Genomic DNA, 13201 nt, shown 5'->3' with positions numbered 1-13201 from the left:
TAGAGTGACGGATTCAACACCCGTTAAAGGATTAACCCATGGCAACCACCGACAGCACGATGGCAAATACCCATACCGTGAGAACCGGCCCGGGCACTGTCCAGGTCGACCTCACCGGCCAGTTCGATGATAACCAGAGCATCGTTATCCAGCCCGACGGCAAGATATTGGTCGGCGGCTATACCGAGTACCTGGCATGGGGATACCCCGGGGCGCCAGGCGAGGAAAGCTACGGCTACGAACAGAACCATTCCGTTATCCGCCTGAACGCGGACGGTAGCCTGGACACCAGCTTCCATGAGGGTGGCGTCGACAGCATACCGGCTGCCATAGCCCCAGCGTCGCGCTACGAGCTGACGGCGGTGCAGCCCGATGGCAAGGTGCTTATCGCTATCGCGCTGGAAACCGGCCTACAGGTGGAGCGCTTCAACAGCGACGGAACACGCGATGCCACCTTCGGCCAAAACGGCGCTATCTCGGTCGACATCAACCACGCCTTCAAGGACATCGACCTGACGGCCAATACCGATGGCACATTCCAGGTCAGTGCCCGCGGGTTTGACCAGGCCACAGTGACCAGGATCGGCAATGACGGCACCTTCGTCGACGGCTTCGGTAACCATGGCGTGCTGACCGTCAACATTCCCGAAGACGCCTACTACAACGGCGGGATTTCCACTGCGGTGCAGGCAGATGGAGGTGTTGTGATCGGGGCTGCGTACAATGCCGCCGGCGCGGGTGATCCAATGTACGCCCTGCAGCGCTTCAACCCCGACGGCCAGCCAGATACCCATTTCGGTGATGACGGTGTCCTCTACTTGAGCAGCGCCATGGGGTTTGGCGAAGATTCAGTGGTCACCGTGCAGGCTGATGGCAAGATCATCGTCATGGGCCATGGCGAAGGCAGCACCTTGGCGACTGTAGCGCGGCTTAACGCTGACGGCTCCTTTGATACCGGCTTTGGCTCCAATGGCATGGTGACCTTCGAGGCCGACACGCCTGTGGCTCTGACGGTACAAGGCGATGGCAAGATCCTGGCTGCCGGCACGAGCAATGGGGACTTCAGCGTCATCCGCTTGAACGCGGATGGCAGTGTGGATACTAGTTTCGGCAGCCAGGACGGCAAGCTCCATGTGGACGGGTATGCGGGTGAAGAAATCTTGCAGGGGACCGATGCCACCGAAATCATCCACGGCTTGGCGGGTGATGATGTACTCCAAGGCAACGGTGGACGCGACTTTCTGCAAGGTGGCGCTGGCGCTGACATCTTCCGCTTTACCGAACTGAACGACAGTTTCCGCACGGCCACGCAAAACAACAGCGACCGGGTCCAGGACTTCGACGCCTCTGAGGACCGCATCGACCTGACTGCCCTGGGCTTCACCGGCATTGGCAACGGCCATGACGGCACCTTGGCTGTTGTGGCCAGCGCAGACGGCACTCGCACCTACCTCAAGAGCTACGACGCGGATGCCTCCGGGCAACGGTTTGAATTGGCCTTGGACGGCAACCTGGTGGGGCAACTGGACAGCACCAACCTGGTGTTCACCTCGCCCACTGTTGAAGGTACGTCGGCCAACAATACGATTACCGGTTCTGCCTTGTCGGAAATCATCTATGGCCTGGGCGGCAATGACCGTATCAACGGCGGTGCTGGAGCTGATGTCATCATTGGCGGGGCGGGCGCCGACCGCCTCAACGGCGGGGATAGAAGCGACATCTCGTTGTGGACAGATAACCACCAAAACGACGACGTGTTCCGCTATACCTCTACCGAGGACAGCTACCGCACTGACAACCAGAGCTTTGCCGACCTTATTGAAGGCTTTACGGTTGACGACAAGATCGATGTATCGACCCTGGGCTATACCGCTTTCGGAGATGGAACGGGCACTACGCTGGAGATGGTTTACAACAAGGAGCTGGACCGCACTTATCTGAAGGATGCGGAAGCGGACGCACAAGGCCACTGGTTCCAGATCGCGCTTGTCGGGGACTGGCGGGAAAACCTTGAAGACGACGACATGATCTTTGCGCCCGACGCGCAGGTAGGGCTGATTGGGGTTGCCCCGGAGATCGATCCAGGGCATCTATTGACTTGACGGCCACATGAGAAGTGGCGTGGCAGTGATTGCTGCCACGCCCCGCCGGCTAGCGCCTCCACGCTGAAAGGGTTCTGGAAATCGAGGCATGCATCAAGTCCAGTAATGCATATCACTGGAAGGTGATTTCGTGACTAGTTGCAGACGAAGTGCGCAGTGTGCGCAGCCCTAGAAGCACTATGAGCACCATGGCCAGGCCCGCGACAATCGCGACGCCGAACCCTGCCTGCGCGCCACAAACGTCGATGACCAAGCCCGCCAATACACCGCCGAGCGCTACGCCGATGCTGACGCCGGTCGACATCCACGTAAACCCTTCGGTGATCCTGGAAGGCGGAACAATCATCGTACCGAGATTCATGATGATGACCATCGTTGGCGCAAACGACACGCCTGCCACAAATAGCATCCCGGAAAGGACATAGACGTTCGGTGAAAGAATGGGCAACACAGCAGTGACTGCCGTTACCAGCGACCCGATAAAAAACTGCTGATCAATCGGCATGGAAACCCTTAAGGCGCCGAACGTCAGGCCTGCGATCAGTGAGCCGAGGGCATAGGCTGCCAGGATGAAGCTGGCAGACGCCGGCCAGCCCTGTGCGTTGGCGAAGGCGACAACCGCCACGTCAACGGATCCTCCAATTACGCCCATCGCCAACAGTGCGAGCACGATGGTAGGAACACCGGGGATAAGCAAGGTCGACCCTGTGCTCCTTGCCGTGCCCACGACCACCTTCGGTTCCGTCTGCCGCTGCATAAGAAACGCCGTCACGCCGACCACCAACAACAAGACCGCAGCAAGGGGCCCGGCTTGGGCGAAAAAGTTGATGCTCAAACCAATGGCAAGTGGTGGGCCGATGACAAAGGCTAGTTCAGTTATGACTGTATCCAGGGAAAAGGCTGTGTGTAGCTGTGGCTTGCCACGGAAAAGCTGTATCCAGCGTGCCCTTATCATGGCGGGCATGCTTGGCATCGTGCCTGCCAATGCCGCGAGAATAAATAGTAGTGTGACCGGAGCGCTCATATACACGGCAATGATCAGCGCGAGCAGCATACTGGTGCTGAAGGTCGCCAAAGGGGACAGAACCCGGCGTTGCCCCCGCCGGTCGACAAGTTTCGATACTTGCGGACCGATAAGCGCAGTCGCCAGGGTATAAGTACCGGCGACCGCGCCAGCCAGCCAATAAAGTCCTGTCTGCTGCACCAACATGGTGATGATGCCAATGCCGATCATTGCCTGTGGCAGACGGGCAATGGCGCTCGTAATCACTAGCCCGATGGCGCCCGGGGTGGAGAAAAGTTCGCGGTAGGGGTTTGCCATGATGCTTCCTTTATCATGTGACACTGATGAATAACCCGCTGCCTGTAACACAAACTATGGGATGGCAAACCGGCGGCTGGTCATTTGAGCACGCCTACGAATGGGCTGTTACACCTTATTTGGGCAGGACAACACGGTACACGTCGCTGCTGTTCAAGCAAACGAAGGCTAGGGGATCGGGCGACGGATTGATGTCGGACGGTTCTGAAATTGCAATGAGTTGCTCCAACACAAAAGCCCCGCATCGCGAGGCGATAACGGGGCTTTTTGAATGCTGCGTGGAAGCGGCGTAGCGGGGCGGGTTAGACGTTAAAGCGGAAGTGCATCACGTCGCCATCCTTGACGATGTATTCCTTGCCTTCCAGACGCCATTTACCCGCTTCCTTGGCGCCGGCTTCGCCCTTGTACTGGATGAAATCGTCGTAGGCGATGACTTCGGCGCGAATGAAGCCTTTCTCGAAGTCGGTGTGGATCACGGCCGCGGCTTGTGGCGCGGTGGCGCCGACGCGTACGGTCCAGGCGCGCACTTCTTTTACGCCAGCGGTGAAGTACGTCTGCAGGTTGAGCATTTCATAGCCGGCGCGGATTACGCGGTTCAGGCCAGGTTCTTCCAGGCCCAGGGCCTCCAGGAACATGTCCTTTTCTTCGCCGTCTTCAAGCTCGGCGATTTCCGCTTCGATCTTGTTGCAGACCGGTACGACCATCGCGCCTTCTTCTTCAGCGATGGCTTTCACCACGTCCAGCAGCGGGTTGTTCTCGAAACCATCTTCGGCAACGTTGGCGATGTACATGACCGGTTTGGTGGTCAGCAGGTGGAAGCCGCGAATGATTTGCTTCTCATCGGCGCCCATGTTCTTGATCAGGCTGCGTGCCGGTTTGCCCAGGGTGAAGTGGGCGATCAGTTGCTCGAGCAAGGCTTTCTGGGCGACGGCGTCTTTGTCGCCGCCCTTGGCGTTGCGAGCGACTTTTTGCAGTTGCTTCTCGCAGCTGTCGAGGTCGGCGAAGATCAGTTCCAGGTCGATGATCTCGATATCGCGTTTCGGGTCGACGCTGTTGGAAACGTGAATCACGTTCTCGTCTTCGAAGCAGCGGACCACGTGGGCGATGGCATCGGTTTCGCGGATGTTGGCCAGGAACTTGTTGCCCAAGCCTTCACCCTTCGAGGCACCGGCCACCAGGCCGGCGATGTCGACGAACTCCATGGTGGTCGGCAGTACGCGCTCCGGGATCACGATGGCCGCCAGGGCGTCCAGGCGCGGATCGGGCATCGGCACGATGCCGGTGTTCGGCTCGATGGTGCAGAAGGGGAAGTTCTCGGCCGCGATACCGGATTTGGTCAGGGCGTTGAACAGGGTGGACTTGCCGACGTTAGGCAGGCCGACGATGCCGCAATTGAATCCCATGGTGTTTCCCCTCGGATAAGTGTCAGGCCTTCTGGCTGTGCAGGTTTTTCATCGCGCGGTTCCATTCACCGGCGAGGATATCCGGCAGCACGCCGAGGGCAAAGTCGATGCTGGCATCGAGTTTTTCCTGTTCGGCGCGAGGCGCACGACCCAGGACAAAGTTTGAAACCATACTGGCAACGCCCGGGTGGCCAATGCCAAGCCGCAAGCGGTGAAAGGTATTCTGATTACCCAGTTGCGCAATGATGTCGCGCAACCCGTTGTGACCGCCATGGCCGCCGCCCTGCTTGAGCTTGGCAACGCCCGGAGGCAGGTCGAGTTCGTCGTGGGCCACCAGGATTTCTTCAGGCTTGATGCGGAAGAAACCGGCCAATGCCGCCACGGCCTGGCCGCTGCGGTTCATGTAGGTGGTGGGAATCAACAGGCGAACATCCTGACCCTGATGCGAAAAACGCCCGGTCAGGCCGAAATATTTGCGATCGGCCGCCAGGCTGACGCCTTGTGCGTGCGCGATGCGCTCAACAAAAAGGGCCCCTGCGTTATGCCGGGTCTGTTCGTATTCGGCACCTGGATTTCCCAGGCCAACGATCAGTTTAATGGCAGTCACGATAGGGGCCCTTCCTGGAGTGTGGATAACAACGTCGCGCTCAAACGGTGTGGCGACAGTGGACGAAAAGTGCGGATCTACCGTTAAGTAAACTTCGCGTTCTCGCCCGCTGTTTCGCTACGTTCCAGTCCGCGATGTTTCCGATCACTCCGGCGACAGAGTGAAATTACTCTGCAGCGCCTTCTTCAGTCGCTTCTGGAGCAACACGTGGAGCGTGGACGTTGGCAACAGCCTTGTCATCGCCGTGTGCCAGGGCAACAAACTCAACGCCTTTAGGAGCCTTGAGGTCGGACAGGTGAATGATCGTGCCGACTTCGGCGTTAGCCAGGTCGACTTCGATGAATTCAGGCAGGTCTTTCGGCAGGCAGGACACTTCGACTTCCGAAGTCACGTGCGAGATCTCGCCGCCTTTCTTGATCGGTGCAGCTTCGCCAACGAAGTGTACAGGCACGATAGCGGTCAGTTTCTGGCCAGCTACTACGCGTACGAAGTCAGCGTGCATCACGTGGCCTTTGGCCGGGTGACGCTGCAGGGCCTTGATCACGACGTTCTGCTTGGTGCCACCAACGTTCAGCTCGATGATGTGGCTGTAGGCCGCTTCGTTTTCGAGCAGTTTGGCAACTTCTTTGGCCAGCATGCTGATGGACTCAGGGGCTTTCTCGCCACCGTAGACTACAGCTGGAACCAGGCTTGCGAGACGACGCAGGCGGCGGCTCGCACCTTTCCCCAGGTCGGAACGCAGTTCAGCATTCAGGGTAAATTCGTTCATGTTGTATCTCCAAAGTAACCACATTCACCCCAGCGCTTGCGACCAGCGCTAAAGGCGATATGGGCAAAAAAGCCCCGCCCCGACAGTGAATGCCGGGGCGGGGCGCTTTTCGTCAACGAGATGTCACGGCAAGGGCAGGGCCCTTAGCGGAACATCGCGCTGATCGATTCTTCATTGCTGATGCGGCGAACCGCTTCGGCAACAACCGGTGCGATATCCAGTTGACGGATACGCGCACAGGCCTGTGCAGCAGCGGACAACGGGATGGTGTTGGTCACCACCAGTTCGTCCAGCACGGAATTTTCAATGTTTTCGATCGCTCGACCCGACAGCACAGGGTGTGTGCAGTAGGCAAAGACCTTGGCAGCGCCATGCTCTTTCAGGGCCTTGGCCGCGTGGCACAGGGTGCCGGCGGTATCGACCATGTCATCGACCAGAATACAGGTACGCCCTTCGACATCGCCGATGATGTGCATCACTTCGGAGTGATTGGCCTTCTCGCGGCGTTTGTCGATGATACCCAGATCCACGCCCAGGGATTTGGCAACGGCCCGTGCACGCACGACGCCACCAATGTCCGGGGACACGATCATCAGGTTTTCGAAGCGCTGATCTTCAATGTCATCCACCAGGACTGGGGAGCCGTAGATGTTATCCACGGGAATATCGAAGAAGCCCTGGATCTGGTCAGCATGCAGATCAACCGTGAGGACACGGTCGATGCCGACTACGGTCAGCATATCAGCCACGACTTTCGCGCTGATTGCCACACGTGCGGAACGCGGACGGCGATCCTGACGGGCATAACCAAAGTAAGGAATAACAGCAGTGATACGAGTAGCCGAGGAACGGCGGAAGGCATCAGCCATCACGACGAGTTCCATCAGGTTATCGTTGGTCGGAGCGCAAGTCGGCTGAATAATGAAGACGTCTTTACCGCGAACGTTTTCATTGATCTCGGCAGTGATTTCGCCGTCGGAAAACTTACCGACAGAAATGTCACCGAGAGGGATATGCAGCTGACGTACGACACGCCGAGCCAGATCGGGGTTGGCGTTCCCCGTAAAGACCATCATCTTGGACACGCGCAGTACCTGAAGGCTGAGGGTATACCTGGATGAGTATAGGAAAATGGCAGGGGCGGCTGGATTCGAACCAACGCATGGCAGGATCAAAACCTGCTGCCTTACCGCTTGGCGACGCCCCTGTATCTGTTGCTGCGAGTGCCCAGCACTCGATTCCTTTTAGAGCAGGCTTTGCAGCTTGCGATGCAACATCGAAACGTTGCTTCCTTTTGCTACAAACCCCGTAAGGGTCTCTGTCAGAAGGGCCGAGACTTTATCAGCTTCAGCTTTGCTTGGGAAGCCCCCAAACACACAACTTCCAGTTCCGGTGAGTTTTGCTTCGGTAAATTTACCTAACAAATTCAAAGCGTTACGAACATCTGGATAACGCCTTGCTACCACCGGTAAGCAGTCATTTCGACTGTTTCCCTTGGGAACGGGGCGCACTTTAATGGGAGGAGAGTTACGTGTCAACAGCGGATCTGAAAAAATTTCTGCTGTACTTACAGATACTTGCGGCACCAGTACCAAGTACCAGGGTTCCTCAGGCTCAACCGGCGTGAGTTTTTCCCCGACGCCCTCGGCGAAAGCGGCGTGGCCACGCACGAAAACCGGCACGTCGGCGCCCAGCGTCAGGCCCAGCGCGGCCAGTCGATCCATGTCCCAGCCCAGCTGCCACAAGTGGTTGAGGCCGAGCAACGTCGTCGCCGCATTCGAGCTGCCGCCGCCGATGCCGCCGCCCATGGGCAGGATTTTTTCGATCCAGATATCGATGCCCAGCAAGCAACCGGATTGTGCCTGAAGTTGTTTCGCGGCCTTGACGATCAGGTTGCTGTCGTGGGGGACGCCTTCGAATTCGGTGTGCAGGCGAATCACGCCGTCGTCGCGCACGGCAAAGGTGACTTCATCGCCATAGTCCAGGAACTGAAAAATCGTCTGCAATTCGTGATAGCCGTCCGGTCGACGACCCAGGATGTGCAACATCAGGTTGAGCTTGGCCGGGGAGGGCAGGGTCAGGCGTGCAGCGGTCATTTCATTGCCCCAGCTTGCGCGGCTGCCATTGCTTGATCACCAGCGTGACGTCGAGGTTGCTGCCGTGCAGTTTGATGCGTTCGGGCAGCCAGTAGCCGTTCTGCTGGGCATAGCTGAGGTATTCGATCTGCCAGTCATCCTGTTCCAGATTGGACAGGCGGCTGTCGGCGTCGAGGACCAGGCGGCTTTTGCTGTCCGGTGCCGGCAGCCCGCGAACCCACCAGGTCAGGTGGGACACCGGCAGCTTCCAGCCCAGTTGCTCTTCCAGCAGCGCTTCGGGGGTGGGGGCCTCGTAGCGGCCCTGGTTGGCAACCTCCAGCGAGACCTGGCCCGGCCGGCCGGTCAGGCGTGCCGCGCCGCGCCCCAGTGGGCCGGACAGGCGAATGTCGTAGTAGTCCTGGCGTTGCAACCAGAACAGTGTGCCGCTGCCCGAGTCCTTCGGGGCGCGGATGCCGATCTTGCCGTCGATCTGCCAGCCGTCGAGGCCGCTCAGTTGTTGCTTATGCTCGCGCCACTGGGCCTGGTTGCCCTGGCCCTGGACGGATTCACGGGCGCCGAAACCCGCGCAACCGGCGAGCAGGGCGATAAAGCTGAACACGATGAAATGGCGCAAAAACATAATCTTAAAGGGTCTCTGATCCGGTCAGGCGTTTGATGGTGCTGCGCAAAATGGGGCTGTCAGGCTGGTCCTTGAGGAATCGGCTCCAGATCTGCCGGGCTTCGCGCTGTTTGCCGTTGGCCCACAGGACTTCGCCCAGGTGAGCGGCGACTTCCTGATCGGGAAAGCGCTCCAGGGCCTGACGCAGCAAGCGCTCGGCTTCATCGAGGTTGCCCAGGCGGAAATTCACCCAGCCGAGGCTGTCGAGCACCGCCGGGTCTTCGGGATTGATCTGATGGGCCTGTTCGATCAGCACCTTGGCCTCGTCGTAGCGGGTGGTGCGATCCGACAAGGTGTAGCCGAGGGCATTGAGGGCCATGGCGTTATCCGGATCACGCTGGATGATCAGGCGCAGGTCTTTTTCCATCTGGGCGAGGTCATTGCGCTTCTCCGCCAGCATGGCGCGGGTGTACAGCAGGTTCAGATCGTCCGGGTACTGCTTCAACGCTTTTTGCAGCACATTCCAGGCTTTGTCGCCCTGATTGTTGGCCGACAGGGTTTCGGCTTCGATCAGGTACAGCTGGATGCCGTAGTCCGGTTGGGAATCGCGCTGTACGGCGAGGCGGCTCTGGGCCTCGGCCGTCTTGCCGTTGCCCATCAGGATATCGGCCTGGCGTAACTGTGCCGGCAGATAGTCATTGCCCGGGCCAACCTGGGCATACTCGATCAGTGCGCTTTCCGGGTCGTTGCGTTCTTCGGCGATGCGCCCCAGGTTCAGGTGGGCCGAATCGACATGGCTCTCGCGGGCGATCAGGTCCTCCAGATAACCCTTGGCCTCGTCCCAGGCCTTGGCTTCCAGGCACACCAGTGCCAGGGAGTAACGCAACTCGTCGTCTTCCGGGTATTGCTGGACCAGGCTGGAGAACTCCACCTTGGCGTCGTCCATGCGGTTGTTTTCCACCAGCATGCGGGCGTAGGTGAGGCGCAGGCGTTTGTCGTCCGGGTATTTCTTGATGCTTTTTTCCAGCAGCGGCAGTGCTTCGTCACCGCGGTCCAGGCCTTGCAGCAGGCGCGCGCGCAGCAGGATCGGCGCCACTTCGCCGGCTTCAGGCGGATTGTCTTCCAGTAGGGTGAGGGCGCCTTGGGCATCGCCGTCTTGCTGCAGCAGCAGGGCCTTGCCGAAAATCAGCTGGCCATTGTTCGGATGACGCTGCAACAGCCGATCGAAGCTTTTGGTCAGGCCGTTGCGGGTTTCCTGATCGGTATCAGCCGCGGACAGCGCCAGAAAGTCGAAGTGGGTGTCGCCCTTGCCCAGCAGGACTTTCTCCATGTACGCCATGGAGTCGTCGTAGCGCCCGGCACGCGCCAGCTGCACGGCCGCGGCGCGCTGCGCTTCGAGGTCGTCCGGGGCGTTTTTGGCCCAGATCAATGCAGTATCCAGCGCGGCCTGGTCGGCCCCCAGGTACTCGGCGATGCGAAACGCACGCTCGGAAATGCCCGGATCCTGGGTATTGATGGCCTGGGTCACGTAGTTGTCCAGCGCAATGTCGAAACGATTGCGCTGGCCAGCCAATTCGGCACTCAACAGGCTGAAGATGGTTTCTTCGCTGAACGAGCCGTAGACCTTGGGCTTTTCAGGCGCCGGAGTGCTGTCTTCGACCGGCGGCGTACCGTCCGTCGAAACGGGGGCCATGGACTGGCAGCCGCTGAGCAAGGCAAGAGCGAGGAGCAACGCGGAAGATCTATTCATATAGGAAGAGGACGACTAACCTGCGGTCGGATCATCATGACACAAGCCTTGGGTCAAACATAACCGCCCCGTCGATTTACGGCACGGCTCGGGGCGATAGAGATCGAGTGGTTGTTCTGAATCTGGCGAAGTAGGACAATTGCCGGCTTCACGTCACTATCAGCGACCTTGAATGGCCTTCCTTGCACTTGGTATTAACCACAAGACTGCTTCAGTAGACGTCCGCGAGCGCGTGGCCTTTACGCCTGAGCAGCTGGTTGAGGCCCTGCAGCAGCTCTGCCGACTGACCGACAGTCGCGAAGCTGCGATCCTCTCCACCTGCAATCGCAGCGAGCTTTATATAGAGCAGGATCACGTTTCGCCGGATTCGGTGCTGCGCTGGCTGGCCGACTACCACGACCTGAGTCTTGAAGAGCTGCGCGCCAGTGCCTATGTGCATGAGGATGATGCGGCCGTTCGTCACATGATGCGCGTCGCTTCGGGTCTCGACTCGCTGGTATTGGGTGAACCGCAGATTCTCGGCCAGATGAAGTCGGCCTACGCCGTGGCGCGGGAGGCCGGCACCGTCGGTCCGCTGTTGGGCCGTCTGTTCCAGGCCACCTTCAACGCTGCCAAGCAGGTGCGTACCGACACTGCCATCGGCGAGAACCCGGTGTCCGTGGCGTTTGCCGCCGTCAGCCTGGCGAAACAGATCTTCAGCGATTTGCAACGCAGCCAGGCGCTGCTGATCGGCGCCGGCGAGACCATCACCCTGGTCGCCCGTCATCTGCATGACCTGGGTGTGAAGCGCATTGTCGTCGCCAACCGGACCCTGGAGCGGGCCAGTATCCTGGCCGAGCAGTTTGGCGCTCACGCGGTGTTGCTGTCGGACATCCCGGCTGAGCTGGTGCACAGCGACATCGTCATCAGTTCCACCGCCAGCCAGTTGCCGATCCTGGGCAAGGGCGCGGTGGAAAGTGCCCTGAAGCTGCGCAAGCACAAACCGATTTTCATGGTGGACATTGCCGTCCCGCGGGACATCGAGCCGGAAGTCGGCGAACTGGACGACGTTTACCTCTACAGCGTCGACGACCTGCACGAGGTGGTTGCCGAGAATCTCAAGAGCCGGCAAGGCGCGGCCCAGGCGGCGGAAGAGATGATTACCATCGGCGCCGACGATTTCATGGTGCGCCTGCGCGAGCTGGCGGCGGTGGATGTGCTCAAGGCGTACCGTCAACAGAGCGAGCGCCTGCGCGACGAAGAACTTCAGAAAGCCCAGCGCCTGCTGGCTAACGGTAGCAGCGCCGAAGAGGTGCTGGTGCAGTTGGCTCGCGGCCTGACCAACAAATTGCTCCACGCTCCCAGTGTCCAGCTCAAGAAGCTGACCGCCGAAGGCCGCCTCGATGCGCTGGCCATGGCCCAGGAGCTCTTTGCCCTCGGTGAGGGTTCACCGGATAGCTTTTCGGATAAAAAACCGCAATGAAAGCGTCACTGCTTAATAAGCTGGACATCCTCCAGGACCGTTTCGAAGAACTGACCGCCTTGCTGGGCGATGGCGAAGTCATTTCCGACCAGAACAAATTCCGCACTTATTCCAAGGAATACGCGGAAGTCGAGCCGATTGTCGCCGCGTATAAACAGCTACTCAAAGTGCAGGCAGACCTCGAAGGCGCCCAGGCGCTGCTCAAGGACAGCGATCCGGACATGCGCGAAATGGCGGTGGAGGAAGTCCGCGAAGCCAAGGAGCTGTTGCTCGAACTGGAAGGCAATCTGCAACGTATGCTGCTGCCCAAGGACCCGAACGACGGGCGTAACGTGTTTCTTGAAATTCGTGCCGGCACCGGCGGTGACGAGGCGGCTATTTTTTCCGGCGACCTGTTCCGCATGTATTCGCGCTACGCCGAACGCCGTGGTTGGCGCGTGGAGATCCTGTCGGAGAACGAAGGCGAACACGGTGGCTATAAAGAAGTCATCGCCCGGGTCGAGGGTGACAACGTCTATGGCAAGCTGAAATTCGAATCCGGCGCCCACCGTGTGCAGCGTGTGCCGGCCACCGAGTCCCAGGGTCGCATCCACACTTCAGCCTGCACCGTGGCGGTATTGCCCGAGCCGGACGAGCAGGAGACCATCGAGATCAACCCGGCGGACCTGCGGGTCGACACCTACCGCTCCTCCGGCGCGGGCGGCCAGCACGTCAACAAGACCGATTCGGCGATCCGCATCACTCACTTGCCCTCGGGCATTGTCGTCGAGTGCCAGGAAGAACGCTCCCAGCACAAGAACCGGGCGCGAGCCATGGCCTGGCTGTCGGCCAAGCTCAACGACCAGCAGACCAGCGCTGCGGCCAACGCCATCGCCAGTGAGCGCAAATTGCTGGTGGGTTCGGGCGATCGTTCCGAGCGAATCCGTACCTACAACTTCGCTCAGGGCCGGGTCACCGACCATCGCGTCAACCTGACCCTGTATTCCCTCGACGAAATTCTTGCCGGTGGTGTCGATGCGGTCATCGAGCCGTTGTTGGCCGAATACCAGGCCGACCAATTGGCTGCGATTGGCGAGTAAGCACAGGTGAATCA

12 protein-coding genes and 1 tRNA gene are annotated in these 13201 nt (G+C 59.5%); 4 read left to right on the top strand and 9 right to left on the bottom strand.

Features of this window, described 5'->3' with window-relative positions:
• The first annotated feature begins 38 nt into the window (after positions 1-38).
• Positions 39-2102, top strand: a complete 2064-nt coding sequence (locus CD58_RS23930) for a calcium-binding protein (protein WP_025215463.1) — start codon at positions 39-41, stop codon at positions 2100-2102.
• Between the two features lie 112 nt (positions 2103-2214).
• Here CD58_RS23930 and CD58_RS23925 read toward each other — a convergent pair whose 3' ends face one another.
• A complete protein-coding gene (locus CD58_RS23925; RefSeq protein ID WP_025215462.1) occupies positions 2215-3423 on the bottom strand; it encodes an MFS transporter in 1209 nt (402 codons plus the stop codon).
• Between the two features lie 26 nt (positions 3424-3449).
• On the opposite strand from CD58_RS23925, the gene CD58_RS30880 reads away from it, so the two are divergent.
• Positions 3450-3716: a hypothetical protein gene (locus tag CD58_RS30880; RefSeq protein ID WP_144238624.1), complete on the top strand. Its 267-nt coding sequence runs from the start codon at positions 3450-3452 to the stop codon at positions 3714-3716.
• Between the two features lie 9 nt (positions 3717-3725).
• On the opposite strand, the gene ychF is transcribed toward CD58_RS30880, so the two are convergent.
• From ychF to CD58_RS23885, 8 genes are all read right to left on the bottom strand, one after another.
• Positions 3726-4826, bottom strand: coding sequence for a redox-regulated ATPase YchF (ychF, locus tag CD58_RS23920; protein ID WP_025215461.1), 1101 nt, complete (start codon positions 4824-4826; stop codon positions 3726-3728).
• Between the two features lie 22 nt (positions 4827-4848).
• Positions 4849-5433: an aminoacyl-tRNA hydrolase gene (pth, locus tag CD58_RS23915; RefSeq protein ID WP_003185374.1), complete on the bottom strand. Its 585-nt coding sequence runs from the start codon at positions 5431-5433 to the stop codon at positions 4849-4851.
• Between the two features lie 166 nt (positions 5434-5599).
• Positions 5600-6202 (bottom strand): 50S ribosomal protein L25/general stress protein Ctc, encoded by a 603-nt coding sequence (locus CD58_RS23910; RefSeq protein WP_025215460.1) that lies wholly within the window; start codon positions 6200-6202, stop codon positions 5600-5602.
• Between the two features lie 143 nt (positions 6203-6345).
• The gene (locus tag CD58_RS23905) at positions 6346-7287 is read right to left on the bottom strand and encodes a ribose-phosphate pyrophosphokinase (protein ID WP_003171603.1); all 942 of its coding nucleotides are present in this window, start codon (positions 7285-7287) and stop codon (positions 6346-6348) included.
• A gap of 47 nt (positions 7288-7334) precedes the next feature.
• A tRNA-Gln gene (locus CD58_RS23900) sits at positions 7335-7409 on the bottom strand.
• A gap of 37 nt (positions 7410-7446) precedes the next feature.
• Complete coding sequence (ispE, locus tag CD58_RS23895) at positions 7447-8298, bottom strand: 4-(cytidine 5'-diphospho)-2-C-methyl-D-erythritol kinase (protein WP_025215459.1); 852 nt, start codon at positions 8296-8298, stop codon at positions 7447-7449.
• A gap of 1 nt (position 8299) precedes the next feature.
• Positions 8300-8917: a lipoprotein insertase outer membrane protein LolB gene (gene lolB / locus CD58_RS23890; protein ID WP_025215458.1), complete on the bottom strand. Its 618-nt coding sequence runs from the start codon at positions 8915-8917 to the stop codon at positions 8300-8302.
• 4 nt (positions 8918-8921) lie between these two features.
• Entirely contained in the window at positions 8922-10646 is a 1725-nt protein-coding gene (locus tag CD58_RS23885; protein ID WP_025215457.1) for a tetratricopeptide repeat protein, read from the bottom strand.
• Positions 10647-10818: 172 nt separating this feature from the next.
• Here CD58_RS23885 and hemA point away from each other — a divergent pair, with 172 nt between their 5' ends.
• Together hemA and prfA are read left to right on the top strand one after the other, a co-directional pair.
• Entirely contained in the window at positions 10819-12108 is a 1290-nt protein-coding gene (gene hemA / locus CD58_RS23880) for a glutamyl-tRNA reductase (protein ID WP_025215456.1), read from the top strand.
• Entirely contained in the window at positions 12105-13187 is a 1083-nt protein-coding gene (gene prfA / locus CD58_RS23875; protein ID WP_025215455.1) for a peptide chain release factor 1, read from the top strand. Before hemA ends, prfA begins: the two co-directional genes overlap by 4 nt.
• Positions 13188-13201: the final 14 nt, after the last annotated feature.

The sequence above is a fragment of the Pseudomonas brassicacearum genome, from assembly GCF_000585995.1.
Classification (GTDB): Bacteria; Pseudomonadota; Gammaproteobacteria; order Pseudomonadales; family Pseudomonadaceae; genus Aquipseudomonas; species Aquipseudomonas brassicacearum_A.
The sequence above is the reverse complement of the archived record's forward strand: the minus strand, read 5'-3'. Positions and strand labels throughout refer to the sequence as shown.

What these genes read in the sequence shown, in the direction of transcription:
- CD58_RS23930 (WP_025215463.1), top strand. Translation starts at nt 39, where the DNA reads ATGGCAACCACCGACAGCACGATGGCAAATACCCATACCGTGAGAACC.
- CD58_RS23925 (WP_025215462.1), bottom strand. Translation starts at nt 3,423, where the DNA reads ATGGCAAACCCCTACCGCGAACTTTTCTCCACCCCGGGCGCCATCGGG.
- CD58_RS30880 (WP_144238624.1), top strand. Translation starts at nt 3,450, where the DNA reads ATGAATAACCCGCTGCCTGTAACACAAACTATGGGATGGCAAACCGGC.
- ychF (WP_025215461.1), bottom strand. Translation starts at nt 4,826, where the DNA reads ATGGGATTCAATTGCGGCATCGTCGGCCTGCCTAACGTCGGCAAGTCC.
- CD58_RS23910 (WP_025215460.1), bottom strand. Translation starts at nt 6,202, where the DNA reads ATGAACGAATTTACCCTGAATGCTGAACTGCGTTCCGACCTGGGGAAA.
- ispE (WP_025215459.1), bottom strand. Translation starts at nt 8,298, where the DNA reads ATGACCGCTGCACGCCTGACCCTGCCCTCCCCGGCCAAGCTCAACCTG.
- lolB (WP_025215458.1), bottom strand. Translation starts at nt 8,917, where the DNA reads ATGTTTTTGCGCCATTTCATCGTGTTCAGCTTTATCGCCCTGCTCGCC.
- CD58_RS23885 (WP_025215457.1), bottom strand. Translation starts at nt 10,646, where the DNA reads ATGAATAGATCTTCCGCGTTGCTCCTCGCTCTTGCCTTGCTCAGCGGC.
- hemA (WP_025215456.1), top strand. Translation starts at nt 10,819, where the DNA reads ATGGCCTTCCTTGCACTTGGTATTAACCACAAGACTGCTTCAGTAGAC.
- prfA (WP_025215455.1), top strand. Translation starts at nt 12,105, where the DNA reads ATGAAAGCGTCACTGCTTAATAAGCTGGACATCCTCCAGGACCGTTTC.